At 53.1% G+C, this 20,495-nt stretch carries 18 protein-coding genes; 2 read left to right on the top strand and 16 right to left on the bottom strand.

Features of this window, described 5'->3' with window-relative positions; genetic code table 11:
* Positions 1 to 44: 44 nt before the first annotated feature.
* From AUMI_RS01490 to AUMI_RS01450, 9 genes are all read right to left on the bottom strand, one after another.
* The gene (locus AUMI_RS01490) at positions 45 to 1,280 is read right to left on the bottom strand and encodes a hypothetical protein (RefSeq protein WP_096380531.1); all 1,236 of its coding nucleotides are present in this window, start codon (positions 1,278 to 1,280) and stop codon (positions 45 to 47) included.
* A 30-nt stretch (positions 1,281 to 1,310) separates the two neighbouring features.
* Positions 1,311 to 2,147: a glycosyltransferase family 2 protein gene (locus AUMI_RS01485; protein ID WP_096383372.1), complete on the bottom strand. Its 837-nt coding sequence runs from the start codon at positions 2,145 to 2,147 to the stop codon at positions 1,311 to 1,313.
* Positions 2,148 to 2,196: 49 nt separating this feature from the next.
* On the bottom strand, positions 2,197 to 2,994 hold the full coding sequence (locus AUMI_RS01480) for a CDP-alcohol phosphatidyltransferase family protein (RefSeq protein WP_096380528.1): 798 nt from the start codon (positions 2,992 to 2,994) through the stop codon (positions 2,197 to 2,199).
* 4 nt (positions 2,995 to 2,998) lie between these two features.
* Positions 2,999 to 4,018, bottom strand: a complete 1,020-nt coding sequence (locus tag AUMI_RS01475; protein ID WP_096380526.1) for a glycosyltransferase family 2 protein — start codon at positions 4,016 to 4,018, stop codon at positions 2,999 to 3,001.
* 58 nt (positions 4,019 to 4,076) lie between these two features.
* On the bottom strand, positions 4,077 to 5,402 hold the full coding sequence (locus AUMI_RS01470) for a S1C family serine protease (RefSeq protein ID WP_096380524.1): 1,326 nt from the start codon (positions 5,400 to 5,402) through the stop codon (positions 4,077 to 4,079).
* A 117-nt stretch (positions 5,403 to 5,519) separates the two neighbouring features.
* On the bottom strand, positions 5,520 to 6,260 hold the full coding sequence (locus AUMI_RS01465; protein ID WP_096380522.1) for a DNA alkylation repair protein: 741 nt from the start codon (positions 6,258 to 6,260) through the stop codon (positions 5,520 to 5,522).
* Positions 6,261 to 6,282: 22 nt separating this feature from the next.
* Positions 6,283 to 6,843, bottom strand: a complete 561-nt coding sequence (locus AUMI_RS01460) for a hypothetical protein (protein WP_148664039.1) — start codon at positions 6,841 to 6,843, stop codon at positions 6,283 to 6,285.
* A 254-nt stretch (positions 6,844 to 7,097) separates the two neighbouring features.
* The gene (locus tag AUMI_RS01455) at positions 7,098 to 7,631 is read right to left on the bottom strand and encodes a hypothetical protein (RefSeq protein WP_096380517.1); all 534 of its coding nucleotides are present in this window, start codon (positions 7,629 to 7,631) and stop codon (positions 7,098 to 7,100) included.
* 108 nt (positions 7,632 to 7,739) lie between these two features.
* The gene (locus AUMI_RS01450) at positions 7,740 to 9,236 is read right to left on the bottom strand and encodes an NCS2 family permease (protein ID WP_096380515.1); all 1,497 of its coding nucleotides are present in this window, start codon (positions 9,234 to 9,236) and stop codon (positions 7,740 to 7,742) included.
* Between the two features lie 169 nt (positions 9,237 to 9,405).
* On the opposite strand from AUMI_RS01450, the gene AUMI_RS01445 reads away from it, so the two are divergent.
* Positions 9,406 to 10,299, top strand: coding sequence for an alpha/beta fold hydrolase (locus tag AUMI_RS01445; protein ID WP_096380512.1), 894 nt, complete (start codon positions 9,406 to 9,408; stop codon positions 10,297 to 10,299).
* 3 nt (positions 10,300 to 10,302) lie between these two features.
* Here the strand turns inward: AUMI_RS01445 and AUMI_RS01440 are convergent, their stop codons facing one another.
* From AUMI_RS01440 to AUMI_RS01410, 7 genes are all read right to left on the bottom strand, one after another.
* On the bottom strand, positions 10,303 to 11,034 hold the full coding sequence (locus tag AUMI_RS01440) for a ZIP family metal transporter (protein WP_096380510.1): 732 nt from the start codon (positions 11,032 to 11,034) through the stop codon (positions 10,303 to 10,305).
* Between the two features lie 9 nt (positions 11,035 to 11,043).
* A complete protein-coding gene (locus AUMI_RS01435; RefSeq protein WP_231951781.1) occupies positions 11,044 to 13,161 on the bottom strand; it encodes a DEAD/DEAH box helicase in 2,118 nt (705 codons plus the stop codon).
* Positions 13,162 to 13,306: 145 nt separating this feature from the next.
* Positions 13,307 to 13,663, bottom strand: coding sequence for a DUF6804 family protein (locus AUMI_RS01430; protein WP_096380506.1), 357 nt, complete (start codon positions 13,661 to 13,663; stop codon positions 13,307 to 13,309).
* Between the two features lie 10 nt (positions 13,664 to 13,673).
* Positions 13,674 to 14,768: a fatty acid desaturase family protein gene (locus tag AUMI_RS01425; protein ID WP_096380504.1), complete on the bottom strand. Its 1,095-nt coding sequence runs from the start codon at positions 14,766 to 14,768 to the stop codon at positions 13,674 to 13,676.
* Between the two features lie 68 nt (positions 14,769 to 14,836).
* Complete coding sequence (locus AUMI_RS01420) at positions 14,837 to 17,059, bottom strand: heavy metal translocating P-type ATPase (RefSeq protein ID WP_096380502.1); 2,223 nt, start codon at positions 17,057 to 17,059, stop codon at positions 14,837 to 14,839.
* Between the two features lie 103 nt (positions 17,060 to 17,162).
* On the bottom strand, positions 17,163 to 17,666 hold the full coding sequence (locus AUMI_RS01415; protein ID WP_148664038.1) for a hypothetical protein: 504 nt from the start codon (positions 17,664 to 17,666) through the stop codon (positions 17,163 to 17,165).
* 134 nt (positions 17,667 to 17,800) lie between these two features.
* Positions 17,801 to 19,288: an SDR family oxidoreductase gene (locus tag AUMI_RS01410; protein ID WP_096380498.1), complete on the bottom strand. Its 1,488-nt coding sequence runs from the start codon at positions 19,286 to 19,288 to the stop codon at positions 17,801 to 17,803.
* Positions 19,289 to 19,340: 52 nt separating this feature from the next.
* On the opposite strand from AUMI_RS01410, the gene AUMI_RS01405 reads away from it, so the two are divergent.
* Positions 19,341 to 20,330 (top strand): excalibur calcium-binding domain-containing protein, encoded by a 990-nt coding sequence (locus AUMI_RS01405; RefSeq protein ID WP_096380496.1) that lies wholly within the window; start codon positions 19,341 to 19,343, stop codon positions 20,328 to 20,330.
* Positions 20,331 to 20,495 lie beyond the last annotated feature (165 nt).

Raw genomic sequence — 20,495 nt, 5'->3', positions numbered from 1 at the left:
GGCACCGACACTCTCCGGGATATCTTCTGGAAAACTGCGAAGAATTAGCCGTCGTTTTCGTGTAATTCGGCTTGCTTTTCCCACTCGTTCATCAGGTGGGCAATCGCGTCATGAAAACGCTGCGTAGGAACACCAGGGGTAATGTCACCAAAGTAGTGTTTGCACCATCGAGCTAAGCGTTCTTGGGCTGCAGGATCGTGTTCGATCGCATCTATCTGGGTAACAATATTTCCGGCTGCTGTGGCATCCAGCCATTCACAATCGCTGAGATATCCGCCCTCATCAATTTCTGCATCGGGGTTGACCGGGCGAGTAATGATCAGTGGCTTCCCTGCAGCCAAACGGTCATAAACCATCGCTGAAATGTCAACAATGGCCATATCAGCAACCGAGAGTTGCCATCCAAGTTCTGCGCCCTCATCAATGATGTGCTTGGCCTGAGGGTCATGTGAGTTAGCTCTGCGCAGGAGAGATTTGATTTGGTCGTTTGCTTGACCGTATTCAAAATCAACTGCCCCACTTCGTGGATGCGGGCGATAAATCACGCGATGACGACCTGTGGCGATAAGTGCTTCGACGAGAGCGAGGCCGTGCGATTCGACAGAGCCGTATGCTGCCGCGGGGCGATCCCCCTCCCAGGTGGGGGCATATAAGACAACCTGGCGCTCATCCGGAGTAAATGGAATCGTGCCGGTGTAATGGTCTGCTTGTGGCCGACCAATGGCAATGGCGCGCTTATCAAAGTCGTAATCCCACAGCACACGACCTAAGCGCTCACGTGCCGCATCCCCAGCAATCAGGCTGTAGTCATAGGCTTTGAACTGGTTAGTGGTCATGTACATCTTGTCGGATTCACCGTGGTTGATGAACACATGCCAACGCTGACCGTATCTGAACATTTGGAAGTTTCGCGCGTTCTGATTGACGTAAAGAATGACGCGCAAATCCTGGTCCGCGATGAACTCTTCTAAATCAATGACGGTTCGAACATACGCAACGGGAACAGGCGACTCATCTAACATCTTCAGAGCCCCGAGAGTATTCCTGCTCAAGATCACGACAGGCCATGTCTTGGCCAGGACTTCTAGAGGTTTGTACCACTGACGCACCTGATAGAGGTTGACTTCCCCGTCGGCAAAGTAGAGGCCGACTTTGAACTTCCCGGGGGTAAATTCAGGCTGCTGAGCTAACTTACTCGCAAGTTCTTTGCGTCGTAAACGCCCTTGCAGAGCATTGCTGAGCAATGTTGCCGCAGAGCGCGCATCTTGAAACAAACCCATACGTTAAACCTAACCTGCCACGTGTGTGAATTAGAGAATGGGGAGACGACCAGCGCGGGTCATTCGCCATACGGTCAACCATCGCATTCCCACACGACCACCTGGGTTCGTGCGCCAGCCTTCAACCCAACCGCCTAACCATGCACCTAACCCAGCGCCGCGTTGACGAACTGAACGCACCAGCTGAACCCCTGTCCAGGAGAGAACATAGAAGGGAACGAGCACCCAGGGAAGATTACGTTTGGCCAGCCACACACGATTGCGAGCATTGAGGCGGTAGTACGTGGAGTGCCGGGTTGGACTTGTCACCGGATGGTGAACAACCAGATCACCGCAGTACCACACTTTCTTTCCCGCGTTCCAGGTGCGCCATGCCAACTCGATACCCTCATGGGCATAAAAGTAGGGATCTCCCCAGCCACCTATATCGTCAAATACTCGTCGCGGCATCACCACAGCTGCTTCCAATACCGAAAACACGTAGCTGGAGACCTTCGGATCGCCCTTGCGCAGCCGAGGAATCCATCGAGTGGGAGTTTGCTCACCACTCGGATCAGTAATTCGAGGTTGGATCAGGCCCAAGTCTGAATCAGCCTGAAGAAGCGAGAGTGCGTTGTGAAGGAACAGTCCGTCCGAAAGTTCAGCGTCATCATCGAGGAAGAAGATGTACTCCCCGCTCACCTCGCGAGCTCCAGCATTACGGCCTGCAGGAATACCCACATTTTCTGGGAGGAAAATTCCTCTGACACCCCCGGGGAGGAATTCGGGCCGCCAGCCGTTACCGACCACAACAACATCCAGCTCAACGAGTCGTTGTGCAAGCACACTGCGAACAGCTCGGCGCAACTCTTCTGGACGTTCACCCATGGTCAGCACCACGACGCCCACTTTTGGTCTGGCGCCGAAGTTTGTGCGACTAAGCAGCCCTGACACGTGAGCTCGTCATAATGGCGATGAAGTGACCAATGATTGCAAGAATTGACAGTGGTAGGAGCACGGCAACCAAGATTTGGCTGATGAGCAGCTGCCCCACGAAAATTCCCACCAGTGCAGCCACGAAAGCAATAATGGTCAACTCAACTGAGTGATAGATCCGGTGGAATGGAACAAAACGTGCCATTCTGCGCAATTGTGCAACCATGCCCGGCAGGGGTGCATTGGCGCCTTTGGCGTCGGCCAACTTGGGCAAATCAGACATCGCTCTGGCAACCCGCACCAAATCGTTGAGTACCTTGTTCAAAATAATCACGATGGACAGGAATGCACCCAGTGCTACCCACATCCAGTCGATGGGCCGGCTTCCATCAGCAAATCCTGCCGCCCTCAAGCCCAGAGCAAGGGGAATCAATGCTTCGGTTGTGTAGTGACCCACTGCATCGAGGAAGTGACCTGCTGGGCTCTTTGTCTTGCGCCACCTCGCCACTTCTCCATCACAGCAGTCAATGAGCATTTGCAATTGGCCAAGCATCAGCGCCAGGACAGGTCCCCATATTCCAGGAATGAGTAAGGCAGCAGCGGTTGCCCACCCGGTGAGGATCATCAGGCTAGTGACACCATTGGCTGAAATGGGAGTTTTGAGCAACATCCATGTGACATAGGGAGAGAGGTCACGCAAATACAAGTGAGCAACCCAGTGCTCTGCGTTAGCTCGTGTGCGAACTTCTGGTGGCTGTGTAACCTCGCGCAGCTGAGCTAAAGAGGTGGGTTTCTCCACGTTCTTACCTTCCGCTTTTGCCGGCGATATTCGAGGTGAGTCTGCTGTAACTCATGATGAAACCTACACCCCATGCGAAGTGAATGCAGGGAAGTACGAGGGGAAACCACAGCATTGCTTTGGCCCCCATTCCCCGTCCATAAACCAGCGTGGAAAGAACAACAAAGGCAACATAAACACCGGGAACTACCCAGCCGAGATCAAAACCGAATAAACCAGCAAGAATTCCCAGGATGGTTGCCATAACCATGATGGGCGGAACAAAGTAGCGCAGGCCACTTCCGTACCGGCGGGAAAGTTCACCGCGCCATAAACCGGTGGAATACATCTGCTTCAACAGCGCCTTCACTGAGGTTCGTGGGCGATAGACAACCTTGAGTTTGGGGGTAAACCACACCAGGCCACCAGCATCGCGGAATCGACGGTTAAGTTCCCAGTCTTGACCGCGGCGAATTTCTTCGTTGAACATGCCCACTGTGAGCAGGCTCTCCCGGTTGAAAACACCCAGATAAACAGTGTCAACAGGGCCTTCTTTTCCCCCAACGTGAAAGGGTGTTCCGCCCAGACCGACTTTGGTGTCGTATGCCCTAGCAACAGCCTTTTCAAAAGGTGTCGTGCCTTGGGCGTCCATGATGCCGCCGACGTTATCTGCCTGCGTGCGTAACAGGGTCTCCACTGCGATGCTGGCGTAGTCCGAGGGCAAGACAGAGTGAGCGTCAACCCGAATCACGATGGGGTATTGCGAGGCTTTAATCGCCAGATTCATTCCCACCGGTGTTGCTGCTGCCGGGTTGTCGACGAAGTGAATGCGTGAATCTTCAGCACACATCTGCGCCACGAGCTCGTTGGTGCCATCTGTGCTGGGCCCTAAAGCAAGGGTGACTTCCATTGGGCCTGCATAGTCCTGTTCCAGCAGGCTCTGCACGGCAGCACGAATGTGGGTGACCTCGTTGAGCACTGGCATCACATAAGAAACACCCGGTAAAGGTGTGGATGGGATGGGCGCTGAGCCAAGAGCAGACATGGGGTCCTTTGAAAGAAGGCCGAGTTCTAGAGTATCAAGACCTCGGCCTTCTGCGCCCTTAGTTGAGGGTACCGAGCTGCACCTTCAGAGTCTGAGTCTTACCACCACGATTGATCACAACAGTCGCGTCTGACCCACCTGGGGCAGTGCGCACCTGTGCAGTGAGATCATTGGCATCGGTTATACGGACACCGTTGAACTGGGTCACAATGTCTCCAGCCTTGATGCCACCCTTTTGAGCTGCACCACCATCAACTACTTCCTCGATGTATGCACCAACAGCGTTGCTCCCATCCTTGGCAGCAGCATCAGATACCTGAGCGCCGAGAAGTCCATGAGAGGCCTTCTGGTTTTGAATCAATTCAGTGGATACGCGCTTGGCCAGGTTTGATGGCAGAGCAAAGCCCACACCGATGCTTCCGGCCTCGCCACCACCAGCACTGGCAATGGCGACGTTAATTCCGATCAAACGTCCCTTGGAATCCAGCAAAGCACCGCCAGAGTTTCCAGGGTTGATTGCGGCGTCAGTTTGAATCACAGGGATAGAAATTGCTGCGCTCTGTGACTGTCTTTGAGATGGTGTCTGACCTTGACCAAAGTCAAAGTTGAAGGGGTTTTCACTTTCTCCAGAGTTACCTGAATCGGATCCTGAAGAATCAGGAGCTGCAGAGCTTGCAACCTGAATGGAGCGGTTGAGTGCGGAAACAATACCGGTAGTAACCGTTCCTGCTAGGCCCAGCGGAGCACCGAGCGCAATGGTCAGATCTCCCACATTAAGTTTGCTGGAATCAGCCCATTCAATGGGAATAAATGGACCGGTGCCCTTGATTTTCAGAACTGCCATGTCCACAGTGGGGTCAGTTCCGACGATGGTCGCGGGATAGATATTGCCCTCATTGTCCTGGACAGTAATGTCTGCAGTATTCGATGCACCATCCAAGGTCACCACGTGGTTATTAGTGAGGACGTAGCCCTCTTCGTTCAAGATCACACCTGAACCAGTTCCAGCACCGGCATCTCCAGTAACAGAAATAGTGACGACGCTTGGCGAGGCCTTGGCAGCTACAGCAGTAACTGCATTGACCTCATCGGTGTCATTGATAGTGATGCCCTGGACGGCAGAAGAAGATGCGGTTGTGGAGTTTTGGCCAGTGAAGAAGACAGCTGCTCCAGCACCTGCGATACCTCCAACGAGGGCGGCGGCTACGGCAACGGCAACAAGTGGCAGAGCTTTGCTTTGTTTGTCAGCCTGAACACGTGCAGGGCCAACAAAGGTTTCAGGAATCACCTGCTCCGCTGCAGGCGCAGCGGGAGGTGGTGTTGAACCTTCTCCAACTTTGGGGAAGAAATACTCTGGTATACCTTTATCGTTGTTCTCGGTCATGCGAGAAACTCCTTTCACGTCCCATCAGCATTACCTATCAATCTGTGGGATTGCTATGCCCTGGCTGAGTGTTGTCTGAGTGTTTGCTCAGCGCGATGAACTCAGCGGAACGCTTCTTTAGGCTAACAGTGACTTCATACCCAAATAATGTTTACGTTCTGGTTCACTGAGCTTTTCGATGGCATATCTCAACATTGTTCGAGGCATTGTTGCCGCATACCTTTCGAGAAAACCGCGTAAGACCGACACATCCCGAATCCCCACCTCGCGAAGCATCCACCCCGTGGCTTTGTGAATGAGATCATGGCTATCCCCCAGCAACATCTCACACAATCTCACAGTGGGATCGAAAATACCCTGTCTGATCAAAGCGGCCGTAAACATCACAGCACTTCGTCGCTCCCACAGATTGGCTGAAGAGGCAAGCTCTCTCAGTAGATCCATGGAGTTATCAATCGAGGTCAGATATCCACCAACATAGGGAGCGCACGAATCAACTAAGTCCCAGTTGTTCACCCGTCCTTGCGCAACAAGAGAGAGATACACATCAAAGAGTTCGCCTTGCTGAACAAGATTTTTAGATCTCTTGAACTGTCCAGCTAAAACCTGAACTGCACACAAGCGAAGTTCGTGAATGGGCGATTGAGCTAATTCGACAATCTCTGCTGGTGAGAGATCACGAAAGTTCTTTCCCACCGCACGCACAACAGGAACACGAACCCCGATAAAGACATCGCCTTCACCATATTCACCCGGACCTGTTTTGAAATAACGCTGAGAGTGTTCGGCAACAACAGGATCAGCGTGGCTTTGTATTTCTTCAATAAGGGAGAGAACCTGAGGGCTGAAGCTCGTCACACCCTCACGCTACTGCACCCAACTATGGACAGGTTTGAGAACCACGAGCATTACTGCAGTCCCGTGCGGCAAGGACCGTATCCGCACTTTTCACAGTGGTCACCACTGCAGTGGCAGCGCTCGACACTTCACCAGAAACCGGAATCCACGCTCCCCCAGCAATTCGATATTCAGCTCCATATCGAACTATAACAGTGGTGGTGAAACTTCCCTCCTGACGATAGACATGACTAGTCGCTGTGGGAGAAAACTCCCTCACTCCCAGTACATCCCATCTAGCGCCAGGAACAGCTGAGCTGTTTGTTGAACCATCGCCGTAGTTCCAGTCATACGCATGCGGAGTGAACCTCACCTCAGCACTGCGGCCAAATAAACTTCCTCCCACCACGTGCGTAGATGCCCCAGCAATGAAGTTGGTATCAAGATTCACAACAGTCCATCCGCGAGGTTGAGAAGCAAGTGAAGCCTGCTGAGGGAGAAAGTTGGCCAGGTCTTGCAATGTGATGGGGTTATAGCTCGAAGGAGTGACTGCAGGAGGTTTCGGCTGAGACCTACAACTAGCTACCGTCGCTAAACGAGCCATGCAGTTGAAAGTAATAGTTCCGTTGGGATAGTACGGAACCTGCTTTCCACTTCGAGTGGCTGTATTTGTCCTACCCGCAGGAGTCACAACCTCTGAACTTCCACCAGGAGTTGTCGACCGTGACCAAACGTCAACAGAGTTGTTGTTAGTTTGAGCGCCTGAGCAAGAGCCAGTTTGAATTGCTGCGAGAGAACAACTACTCGAAGCTAGAGCTGATTGTGGAAATGCGATTGAATTGAATATCAAAACTGAAATCAGCAGAAATTTTTTCCGGCCCATGTCTCACTGCCTTTAATTAGGACGCTACCGGGGTTTGAAAAATCAAAACTTACCAGCAAAGGCCAACGGTCTTCTCTGCCTTCAGGTGTAACTGTGTTCCCGCTAGAATCAATCAATTTTGAATTTGATACATCAACGCACAGATAAGCGCTGTATGTGTTCACATCTGAATTTGCTACATGGAAGTTGTCGAAGGTCGAGACGCCTTCAGAATGAAAACCTAAATCTCTGAATTTTGCGATGTTTTGCTGGTCTAGTTGAAACTGGTCATTCGTTACATAAGGCTTCAACCTTTCAGGGTTAGCCCCTCCATCTCGAGCTATCTGATCAGAGACTGACAGATACTCCGCATACGCGGCCTGTGCCGCTGCGAGTGCTTCTTCATCCGATGCAAAAGCCGGAGCTTGTTCAACTGCGGAGGAAGTTGGGATTGCCTCAGGTGTTGTGGTCGAACATCCAACAAGAGTGAGTGATGCAATAGATATCGCAAGGACAGGTAATAAACGCATTCTGAGAACCTACTGATTAAGATTCAGGTGGTTCCTGAGTTATCCACATCAGAAGTTAAACCAAAGTGGGGAGAGCCACTGGCTCTCCCCACTTCTGGTTTCTCTTGACTAGCCGCCGAAAGCTGCAGTCAATGGTGCTGAGAGGAAGTACAGCACGAATCCTGCTGCAACGATCCAGAGGATGGGGTGAATTTCTTTACCCTTACCTGCGAATGCGCGGACGACAACCCAGGTGATGAAGCCAATACCAATACCGTTTGCGATGGAGTAGGTGAAAGGCATCATGATGATGGTCAAGAAGGCAGGGAACGAAATGCTCCAGTCCTTCCAGTCAATGTCAACAACCTGAGACATCATGAGTGCACCCACGATAACCAGTGCAGCAGCGCCAACCTCGATGGGGACAACAGAAGTCAGAGGTGCAAAGAACATTGCAACCAGGAACAGCACACCGGTGACGATGTTAGCTAGACCCGTGCGAGCACCACCGGCAATACCGGAAGCAGACTCGATGTAGACGGTGTTGGAAGAGGTTGAGGTGAAACCACCAACAACGGCACCAGCACCTTCAACAACCAGTGCGGACTTCAGGCGTGGGAAGTTTCCATCCTTGTCAGCAAGGCCAGCCTGCTTGGACAGACCGGTCATGGTGCCCATGGCGTCGAAGAAGTTCGAGAACACAAGGGTGAAGATGAGCATCATTGCAGCAAGTGCACCAATGCGCTCAAACGATCCGAACAGGTCTACTTCACCGATTGTGGAGAAGTCGGGAACAGCAAAGATGCTGGTTGGCAGACCTGGAATGGTGGTGTCCCAACCGAAGGGGGTGACGAACTCACCGTTGACGAACTTTCCACCAACTTTGAAGATTGACTCCGCAATGATTGCGATGACGGTGGTTGAGATCAGACCAATCAGGATTGCTGCACGAACACGCAGAGCCATCAGCACGGCAATGGTGAGCACACCAATGATGAAGATGGTGGTGGGAAGACCAATTCCGTGATCAGTTCCAACACCGAGTCCGACGGGAACTGGACCTGCGTCGGTGCGACGAACAAGACCACCGTCAACAAGACCGATGAATGCAATGAACAGACCGATACCAACGGTGATTGCGGTCTTCAATGCAGGAGGAACTGCGGTGAAGATCATGGTTCGAAGACCTGTCACGGCGAGAATCAGGATGATGATACCGTCGATGACGACCAGACCCATGGCTTCCTGCCAGGTGACATCCTTCACGATGGTGACCGCGAGGAATGAGTTGATACCCAGTCCGGCTGCGATTGCGAATGGCAAACGCGCGACGAAACCAAATGCAATGGTCATCAGACCAGCAGCCAGAGCTGTTGCACTAGCTACGGCTTGTGGTGCGAACTCAAAAGCTTCTGCGGATCCGCCACCGATAACGTTGCCGTTAACGTCGGGGCTGAATGCCAAGATGATGGGGTTCAGGATGATGATGTAAACCATCGTCATGAAGATGACGAGACCGCCACGGAATTCGGTACCAATTGTGGATCCACGCTTGGTGATTTCGAAATAGCGATCGAGTGTTGCTGCGAAGCCAGACTTCGGCTTCTCGGTGGTCGACGACGACAAACCGTTCTCCTTTTTGAAGTAGGGATGAGGGAACTACAGCTTTCACAATATCGTGGCTGAGAATTTGCCTAGAGTTTTTTGCCGGAAAGTCTTAACCACTACTTGAAGTGAATTTCTTGCAACTCAACCCCTACATGTGGTGATTGTCGGCCTAACGTAGTCTGGTTCCATGAGTTTTTCGAGTCCCGCAAACGGTATTGACCTTGAATTACAGGGAATCACTCCAGATAAGCAGCTCCCCGAGCAAGCCCAGCGAGGACACGTCACAATCGACGGATACGAACTGGCCACTATCCGCATCGACGCTATTGGGCCAGCTCGAGGAACCGCTCTCCTCGTTCCTGGATACACCAGCTCGGCAGACACCTTCAACTGCATCCTCGAACCTCTTGCCCGTCGCGGATACAACGTGGTGTCTTTTTCGCAACGTGGACAACAACTTTCTCAAGGACCAAGCGATGTCAGTGAGTATTCACTGGAAAGACTTGGCGCTGATGTTCACGAACTCATCACCACAATGAACTTGGGGCCGCGCGTTCACCTCTTGGGCCACAGTTTCGGTGGAGTTGTTTCTATTGAGGCAGTGCTTCAGAAACCCGAAGCTTTTGCATCCCTAACAATGTGGAACTCCGGCCCTGAATGTATGGGTGGTGATATAGAATCCCAGCGCCACGCCCTGCTGGAATATGGCCCCCGTGCTTTTTATCTCTCCACCCGCATTGCAGCCGGATTGGATCCTGATGCAGATATCAAGGGTGAACTAAACCTGGTTGAGCAGTACTACTACGACCGTTTGATGGGAACTAACCCAGCACAACTTGAGGCAGGAATCACTATCCTGGCCAACCAGGTCAACAAAACTGCACAGCTCAAGGCCACCGGCGTTCCCGTTCTGGTCTCCCACGGCGCCAACGATGACGCGTGGCCAATCCCGATGCAACGGGAAATGGCTGAAGAACTTGAGGCCGACTACTGGGTTATTGCACATGCCGGACATTCTGCTCACGCAGATCGTTCCCACACATCAGCCGAGTTACTCGCCACTTTCTGGGACGAGCACTAACAGCTAGGCAATGGTGTGAATTACCAGGCTGGTGAGGAAACCGAAAGTCACCAGAAGTCCTGTGTAGTTGTGAGCTTTACGGAATGCTTCAGGAATCATGGTGTCAGCAACCATGGCCAACATTGCTCCGGCAGCTAACGAGGTAATGAAGCCGGTGGTTTCTGCAGGCATATCCGAAAGAATCGTGTAACCAGCGAGGCTAGACAAGGCCGCGGCCAGGGCAATTCCGCCCCAAAGGATGAACACAAAACGGGGTGAACGGCCAGCTTTTTTGAGTTCAGCAGTACTGGAGAGACCCTCGGGAAAGTTCGAAATAACAACAGCGATCAAGATGGGAATGCTCACGCCCTGACCACCCACCATAGATAATCCCAAAACGAGCGACTCGGGAACGCCATCCAAGAGCGCTCCCACGGCAATACCTACTCCGGTTCCCGGTTGCTCACCGGTTCCACGGCGATTACGTGCATTTCTGTAATCAAGGAAGATATTCACGAAGACATAAATCACAGCACCGACAGCAAAGCCAGAAATGCTTGGCCACAGCCCCACCTCTGTAACTGCCTCACCAACAAGATCAAAGGCCAATGCAGAAATCAGCACGCCGGCACCAAAGGCCATGACGCTGGCAACATATTTGAATGGAACGTTGATAAACCACGCAACGAGCGCGCCTACAAAGAGGGCACCTCCAGCAAGAAGGCCCGCTCCGACAGCGGCCAGCCAATCAAACATGACTACAGGCTATGCGTATTGAGATTCGATTGCACGGGTCAAAATGTGAACGAGAGCATCAAGCTGAATCGAGTCTTGTGAACCAGGCTCAAGCTCTTCGCCCTCAAGTGCACGGGCCGCAAGGCCACGCTTACTATCGATGAGCTCTGCGATCTTCGCGTCGATGGTTTGAGCTGCGATGATACGCCAAGCCGTAACCGGCATTTCTTGACCAATACGGTGTACACGGTCAATAGCCTGGGTCTGCTCTGCAGCAGTCCAGGACAGTTCAGCCAAGACCACGTTCGAGGAGGCCTGCAAGTTCAAGCCAACACCAGCAGCGGTGAGCGAACACACGGCAACCTGGACAGAATCATCCTTGTTGAAAGCATCAATTGCTTCTTGGCGTGCAGCAGTGGACTGGTCACCACGGATAGAAACAGATTTGATTCCCTGAGCTGCAAACGCGCGTTCTGCCGTGTCCATGACGTCAATGTGCTTGGCAAAGAAGACCACCTTGCCGACTGAGCGAGCAAGCTGGGCGGCATAGTCGGAAGCAAGTCCTGCCTTGGCCTGACCAATCTTGCGAACCATGGTGAAGACGTTATCTCCGGTCTTCTGGCCTTTAGACTCGTCAAGTTCTTGCTGCGCCACCATACGGATCAGTTCTGCGGTGGAGCCGCGGAAGTTTCCGGAGACGGTCAAGCGCTTGTAACGCTCGAGCAAACGGTGAGCCAGTTCTGCCTCTGCAGCCTTGATGGAGTTACCCAGCTCATCATCGAGTTCAACAGGAAGATCGACCACACGCTTGGCCGGTAGATCTTTCGCCACGTCAATCTTGCGACGGCGAACAATCCCCATGGAGATGACAGTCTCTCGCGCTGCAGCATAGAAGCCTTGGTCTGCTGGGGTGAGGCCTGTTGCTTCAAGTTTGGCGGTGAGTTCAGCCGAAGGCTTCTCTCCCTCAATCCAGCCGAGGAACTTCCAGATAGCTCGGAAGTCATCAATGTCATTGATCAGAGGCGTTCCTGTCAGCGCGATACGCAGTGGGTTGTGGCCAGGAGTGCGCGCCACGATCCGCTCAGAAAGTGCCAACACGTGCTTGGAACGTTGTGAAGAAAGGTTCTTAATGAAGTGCGCCTCATCAACAACCATTCCCTTGAAGCCCATCTGGCCAATCCACGATAGGTGGCGATCAAGTACTTCATAGTTGACGATAAACACATCAGCGAAAGCATCAACATCGGTGCCATCACCGTGAATAACGGTGGCTTTGCGGCCAGGAATCCACCGCTCAACTTCACGAGCCCAGTTCATTTTCACCACGTTGGGCACGATGGCCAACAGGGGGAAAGCATTTGCCATGGAGGCTGCGATCAAACTTTGTGCAGTCTTACCCAAACCAGGTTCATCGGCGAGCAGGAACGTACGGTGGCCTTCACGAACGCTCTCGATAAAACGAATCTGGTGGGGCATGAGTTCTCGCCCGGGAGGCGAGTAGCGGTCAAATTTGGGAACCTTGGGCATTTCCATGCAGGCAGATCCCCCACCAGCACCTGTCTCAAATGACTTGAACAGGGGACCCAACAGTTCCCAGTTCGATAAACGAAGAACAGGGATAGATCCGGTGGAAACCTTGCTGAAATCTGGTTCAAGGAAAGGGTTTGATTTCAAACGAGCCTTCACTGACTGCGGAAGGACCTGCTTCTCTGCCAGTTCTGGCGCAAACTCTTCAACAGGCTTGGCAACCTCAGTGGTGATGATGAGATCTTCGGGGTTGATTTCCGCACCAGATTCGACAAGCCAGTCCCGGCGCATTTTCTGCGCCACAGGACTGGTGGCGTGGTCTACTTCGAGAAGTTGAATCAGCGAGGTGTCGCGCGCAGCAGTCTTTGCCAATATGGTCGCCACACCATCAAGGCGTTTGAGCTGTTCTGCACGTGCTGAATCAGTGAGGCTAGTGTCAGCTTTGACACGTGCACGCTCCTCACGGACGAGAAATGCGATGACCTGAAACTTGGTGCGGTTGGTTGGGCCAACCTTCTTACCTGTTTGTGCCTTGGCCTCAACTTCGCGAACCTTGCGAGCGAGGATAGGGATTAACCCAGAGTTATCCAGGGTGTTACGACGAGTGCCTGTGCGGGCCACATGGTCTCCATGACTTAAGAAACGACAGCAATACGGCGAGATTTCGCTGGTGTATTGCCCCAAACTGCGCCTGTCAGAGATTTCGTCACGCATCACGCGTTAGCGCCGGCGACGAGAGAAGTCTGGTGGTGCGGGATTTAGTCTACTACTTCCCCGCAGGTGTCTTAATCATGAAGCCACCGAGGAAGAACACGGCAGCCGCAGCGACCTGGAGAAGCATCCACCACTGAATTCCTGGAGTGATGCCGTCTGTGAGGCGGTAGATCGGATTCCAGTAGATAGCGATGGCAACAAAGAGAGGCGTGAATAGCCAGCGTTTGCTGTTAATGGACTGCCAAGAGAATACTGCCAATATTGCCGCCAAGATGCTCACCACGAAAAGTACGGTGATGTACCAATCTGTTCCGTAGACCCCCATGCCAACAAACATGGCGATGACTCCGGCTAGACCGGGAACAATTCCCGGGCGAATGAGCTCAGGTTCAGCAGACTTTTTTGCCATGTACAGCAGTTTATCGACGTCTAAACCGGCTTGCTTCGGGGCAGTCGAAGGGATCCCGGGCAGCCAAACCAACCTTGTTGAGGTAAGCCACCACAATTGCGTACGAACGCATGAGCGAAGTTTCAGCGTAGGGAACTCCCTCGCGAGCGCAGTGCTCACGCACAATCATGCGCGCCTTTTTCAAGTGAGGTCGGGCCATGCTGGGGAAAAGGTGGTGTTCAATTTGGTAGTTCAGGCCACCCATGAAGGCAGTCGCACCGAAACCTTTAATGTTGCGCGAGGTCATGACCTGTTTGGTCATGAAGTCAACCTTGTTTTCTTTTGGAATCTGGGGCATTCCCTTGTGGTTAGGGGCAAACGATGCTCCCATGTAGACGCCAAAAACGGCGAGTTGAACTCCGAGGAAAGCAAAAGCCATCCCGAGGGGGAGGAACCAGAACACGACCGCTACATACGCGGTGAGGCGCAGGGCAATCAAAGAAAGTTCTACAGCACGGCCTTCAAGGCGACCCTTGCTAAACAAGGTGCCAATTGAGCGCACATGTAAGTTGATGCCTTCAAGGGTGAGCAGTGGAAAGAATAGGTATCCCTGGCGCTGCGTAATCCACTTCAGCAAACCCTTTTGCTTAGCTGCATCTGTTTCCTGAAACGAGATGGTGTCCCACTCAATGTCGGGGTCTTTACCCACCGTGTTGGGGTTGATGTGGTGTTTGGTGTGTTTGTTCATCCACCAGGCATAGGAGATTCCCACCACACCAGAAGCCAATATGCGTCCGGTCCAGTCATTAGCTTTACCTGATTTGAAAACTTGACGGTGTGACGCTTCATGCGTAATGAAAGCTATTTGTGTCAGCAGAATGCCCAACCCTGCTGCAATAAGGAGCTGGAACCACGATTGGCCAATCAACACGAAGCCCGTGATGAGTCCAGCCATGGCCAGAGTGAGCCCGGCAGCAAGCCACATATAGAACGTTCTCGAACGCTCCATGAGCCCTGCGGCGGTGACCGCCTTCATCAGCGAGGCGTAACTGTTGGTTATCGGCTGAGAGTTGGGATCACGGGTTTTCGTTGAACGAATAGGTCCGAGGATAGAACTAAGTGTCATATCGCCACTTCTGTAAGTCAGGTCGACTTCACAGTCGGCGAGGTATTGCGTTGAGCAGTTAGTTCAATCTAACGTGCAAACCTGCGAAGTCGCAGTGAATTGAGCACAACGAACAAACTTGAGAACGCCATTGCTGCTCCCGCAAGCATGGGATTGAGGAATCCCAGCATTGCAAGCGGTATTGCTGCGACGTTATAGGCGAATGCCCAAAAGAGATTTCCGTAAATGATCCGCAGTGTTTTGCGCGAGAGCGAAAGCGCATCTGCGGCAGCAGTGAGCGTTCCACGAATCAACGTGATGTCGCTGGCTGCAATGGCGACATCAGTTCCCGTGCCCATAGCAATTCCCAGATCTGACTGAGCTAGCGCAGCGGCGTCGTTGACGCCGTCACCAATCATGGCCACTGCTCCGCCACGCTTCTGTAAATCAGCGATGACCTGCAACTTGCTCTCTGGGGTCGCTCCTGCGATGACACGTGAAATACCGACCTGTGCTGCTATGTGATGGGCGGCGTCTTCGTGATCGCCTGTCAACAGGATTGTTTCAAGCCCCATCTGATTGATGCGGGTAATCGCTGCAGCAGAATCGTCTTTGATGGTGTCTGCAACTGCCACAATGGCCTGCACTTTTCCGTCCCAGCCAGCTAACACTGTGGTTGCTCCAGTGTGCCGAGCGGTCTCGAGCTGAACGGCTTGAGTGTCTGAGAGAACCAGCTGGTGTTGTTCCATCCAGTCTTGTGTTCCCACAAAAACTATTACTCCCTCAACAACACCGGTGACACCCTGACCAGCCACAGAGGAGAATTCTGAGACTGCAGGAAGCTTGAGCCCTTCTGCTTTGGACACGATGGCATGAGCAATGGGGTGTTCCGAATGGGTTTCGAGGGCTGCAATGATTCTGAGCACATCATGGTGTGCACCTGTGGTGTGAATACTTGTGACGCTCATCTGGCCAGTGGTGACAGTCCCTGTCTTATCCAAGACCACGGTCTTGATTCGGGCTGAGCTCTCTATCGCGTCAGGGCCAGAAATGATGATTCCCATTTGGGCGGCTCGACCGGTTCCCACCATCAGAGCCACGGGGGTAGCCAAACCAAGGGCACAGGGACAGGCAATAACTAAGACAGCAATGGCTGCCGTGAATCCCACGGTCACTGGGGCCCCTGCAATCCACCAACCCAAGATGGTGATCACAGCCAAACCAATCACGATGGGGACAAAGACTGCAGAAATTCGATTAGCAAGCTTTTGGACTGCGGCCTTATGCAGCTGTGCATCCTCAACAAGTGTCGCAAGCTGAGCCATGCGAGTGTTTTGTCCGACGTGGGTCGCTCTGACGGTGAGTCGACCATCCAAGACAATAGTGGAGCCCGTGACGGCGCTTTCTGGACTTTTATCCACCGGAAGAGACTCACCGGTGAGTGAGCTCTCATCAACGGCAGCTTGCCCATTAATGACCTCGCCGTCGGTGGCAATAATCTCACCTGGCTTGACGATGAATATGTCACCAACAGCTAGCTTGTCTGCAGGAATTCTTTTCTCAACACCGTCAACCAGGATGGTAGCTTCAGTAGCTTTGAGCTCACTCAATGCGCGCAGTGCAGCGCTGGCGCTGCGCTGCGAGCGCTCCTCAAGGAATCGTCCCAGAAGCAAGAACGTGGTGACGCCAGCTGCTGCTTCAAAGTAGATGTTGTGTGTGGGGTCTGACTGCCAGGCAAAGAGCTCCAGAGTGTGATGCATCCCCACCATGCCCGCCGCACCAAAAAAGAGCGCATAAACCGACCAGAAGTAAGCGGCGAAGGTTCCCATCGTGATGAGTGTGTCCATCGTGAGGATGCCATGACGCAGGTTCAAAAAAGTTGAGCGGTGGAATGGCCAGCCACAGAAAAAAACCACCGGCGTGGTCAGCAACAGAGAAATCCATTGCCAGTAACTAAATTGCCACGCGGGAACCATTGCCAAAATAATGACGGCAACCGACAGAACTATGGCGATGACCAGTCTTTCCAGCAGTGAAATCTTCCCCGGCTTACTGCCATGTTCGTGGTGAATATGGCTGTGCTGATCTGCGGCTGGAAGGGTGGCGGTGTAGCCAATTTTGCTTACCTGCTTGACTAAATCTTCCGCGCTTACACCTTCTGGATATTCCACTTTGGCGCTGTTTGTTGCCAAATTGACGGCGGCGTGAACTCCGGGAAGTTCGCCCAAGCTTTTTTCAACACGAGAAACACAGCTGGAACAGGTCATTCCCTCAATACCCAGAACGACGGTGGAGGTGGTCTTCTCAGCCATAGCTTCTTCTTTCCTCACAACCTTCAACGCTCTGTAGTTTCAGAATATTCCTGTTTAAACCAAGATGGCCGCCTCAGTTGAGGTGGCCATCTGATGGGAACTCCTAGTTCGTTGTTGTGGGTGCTGGAGTAGTGGTGGGGTAACCCTCAGGAATGATGTCGTTACCGTTTGCATCATGCTCGTGAGGAACATTTCCAGGCATTGAGCCATCGGCTTCAAGTCCACCCTGTGCTCCGCCGGCCATACCAGCCTGCGGACCGTGGCCGCGCTTACCTTCGTGACCGCCGCGAGGGCCGTCACCGTCGTGGTCGCCATCCATGTGACCGCCATCTCCAGGAAGCTGGCCGGTTAGACCTTCAGCCATGCCAGCTGGTGGGCGGTTGTTGTGATCAATCACATTAGCTACAGCCATTCCGCCACCAAATACACCAGCAAGAAGGACAAGTCCTGCTGCCGAGATGCCCACGATGGCACCCGTACCAAGACGACGCTTGCGTCCTTCTTCAATGGGAGACACGTTCTCAGCCTGCTCTGCAGTTGCTTCGGGCGCAGCGGGGGTGAATTCTGCGGGAATTTCTACGTTGTCGTTGTTGTCGTTCTTGGGCATCTGCATGCCTCCTTCGTTTCGTGTTGTGTGTTCTGCTGAGGGGTTGGGATCCTCTGGCCTTGGGGCCGATAAGTACACACTGCACGCGCTCCCTATGAGGACGCTATGAAACAGTTAAGGATGAGCACAGAGTTTTATTGTGCTGTTCGCTCTTGATACCTTTTGACGGCAGCTGCGGTGATTTTGTCTGCCATACCGTTGAAAATGATTCCGTGTGCGGGCAGAATCGACAGCCAATACAACCGGCCACCCAAACCGCGAGGGAAGAAAATAGCGCGTTGGAGATAGCGGGAAGTTCCATCTGGTTGCGGTTCTGCACTGAGTTCCAGCCAGGCCAAACCGGGAACTTTCATTTCTGCACGCAAACGCAAGAAGCGCCCGTGGTCGATGCGCTCCACACGCCACCAGTCGACCGACTCCCCTACGCGAAGTTTTTCTGGGTTGCTGCGTCCGCGGCGCAAACCCACACCGCCGACAAGCTTGTCGGCAAAACCTCGAGCAGCCCACGCGATAGGTAAGGAATACCAGCCGTTCTCACCACCGATGCCCTCGATGATTGCCCACAAGTCCTCTGCTGGTGCCGCACAGTCGCGCTCTTTGATATCCAGGTAGACCCGGTGACCGGCCCACTCAGGGTCAGAGGGTAAAGGGTCACTGGGGGCACCGTAGACACTGGCGTTTTGCCAGCTCGTCTCAATGTCACCTTCTTGCATCTTGCCCAGGGCAAGATGCACAGCGCGACGGTAGGGCACGAGGCCCTCAGCTGGGGGCGGAATGATCTGGTCGACATCATGCTCATTCATGATGCAGTCATGCTGCAGTGACGCAATGATGGGCACTGCGAGCGCTCTGGGGATGGGGGTAACTAGGTTGACCCATTGGCTAGCTAGGTAGGGAGTGAGCACAGGAAGACGCAAAATAGCGCGTTCTTTCATGCCAGCTTCGAGGGCATAACCATTCATCATGTCCGAATACTTCAAAACATCTGGACCACCAATATCCAGTGTCCTGTTCACACTCGGTGGCAAATCAGCTGCCTTGATGAGGTAGTACATGACATCTCGGACAGCGATTGGCTGAATGAGATTCCCCACCCACTTCGGTGCAGTCATAACGGGGAGAACATCAGTGAGGTGACGAATCATTTCAAAACTGGTGGAACCCGAACCAATAATCACACCGGCTTGAAGTGCAACCGTGGGAACACCTGATTCGAGGAGTATTTCTCCGACCTCAGCTCGCGAACGTAGATGCTTAGACAGTTCGCCTTTGGAGGGGTGTAACCCACCCAAGTAAACAATTCTTTTGACGCCACACTCTTTGGCTGCGCGGGCCACGTTGTGTGCTCCGGTGATTTCTTTCGACTCAAAATCACCCTTCTCGCCCATGGCATGAACGAGGTAGTAGAGAACTTCAATGTTCTTGCATGCCTCGGTGACAATCTCAGGATCAAGGAGGTTACCTTCGACAATGTCTACCTGTGAGCGCCAGGGAACATCTTTGAGCTTGTCCGCATTACGCACCAGAACACGAACAGTGAAACCTGCCTCGAGGAGCCTGGGAACCAAACGTCCACCGATGTATCCGGTTGCACCAGTAACGAGCGCGCGTTTTTTTGCCATGTGCTGACTCTACGCCTGAGTATTGGTACCGTCATAGAGGGAGGGAGTGCGCGTGCAGAAGAACAAACGTATCTGGCTTGTCATTGGCCTCGTTTGCTTGTTTGTTTTAGTCGTGGGCTCCATTGCTTCCTCTGTCAATGCTGTGCGTTCTATGCAAACTGCGGTCACTGTGGATTCTCTTGAGCAAGCATTAGACGCCACTCCCACACCCTTAGGTATTGCCGTTCCCACGGAAACTCCCTCGTCAGCGGCAACCGCTTCCCCTGACCTGACTCAGTCTGCTTCGGCTACCACGTCAGTTTTTGTCGCGATGCTTGCTGAACTTCCTCAAGACGATTCACCGGGTTCACACACCGGATATGACCGCGATTACTTCAATGCCTGGATTGATGCTGATGGAGATGGCTGCAACACCCGCGCTGAAGTGTTGCTGATGGAGTCGCAAACAACTGTCTCCACCCGCGGGCGCTGCACCGTCACCACTGGTTCTTGGGTCTCGGTCTATGACGGAGCTCAGTTGACCGACGCGGGCAGTCTGGATATCGACCACTTTGTGCCCTTGAATGAGGCATGGGTCTCTGGCGCCTATGCCTGGGATGGTGCCACACGGGTCCAATTTGGTAATGACCTGGGCTACGGTCCTTCACTGGTTGCTGTAACGGCAAGTTCTAACAGATCAAAAAGTGATCAAGATCCTGCAAGGTGGATGCCGCCGGCACGAGGATACTTTTGTGATTATGCCGCCACTTGGGTTGCAGTGAAGTGGCGTTGGAGTTTGAGCGTGGACTCCCTAGAACGCATGGCGTTGCAATCTGTTTTGAACGAATGCGCTTCTGTTGCCGTGGAGATTCCACAGAAAGCCACCATTACGGCAGGTGCTGCCCCTGAGCAGGTTGCTCCCGTCTCTGACGGAGTTCTTGACCCGAATTATGGAACCTGCTCTCTCGCACAAGCAAACGGTGCAGGCCCCTATGTTCAGGGCGTTGACCCCGAATATGAGTGGTATCGCGACAGGGACAAAGACGGCGTGGTCTGCGAGTAGACAAGAAAAGAGCTCGACCTCAATCGAGGTCGAGCTCTTTGCGCTGTGTTGATGCTTACTTGCCGCCGCAGCACGCGCCGCCGCAGCAGCCGCCCTCTTCGCCGCCACCTACGGTTGCGGAAGGGGTCTCAAGCTTGATGTTCGCGGTTGCCATATGGTCTCCTT

The sequence above is a fragment of the Aurantimicrobium minutum genome (assembly GCF_002355535.1).
Classification (GTDB): domain Bacteria; phylum Actinomycetota; class Actinomycetes; order Actinomycetales; family Microbacteriaceae; genus Aurantimicrobium; species Aurantimicrobium minutum.
Note: the sequence above shows the minus strand (reverse complement) of the source record. Positions and strands in the feature narration are given on the sequence as shown.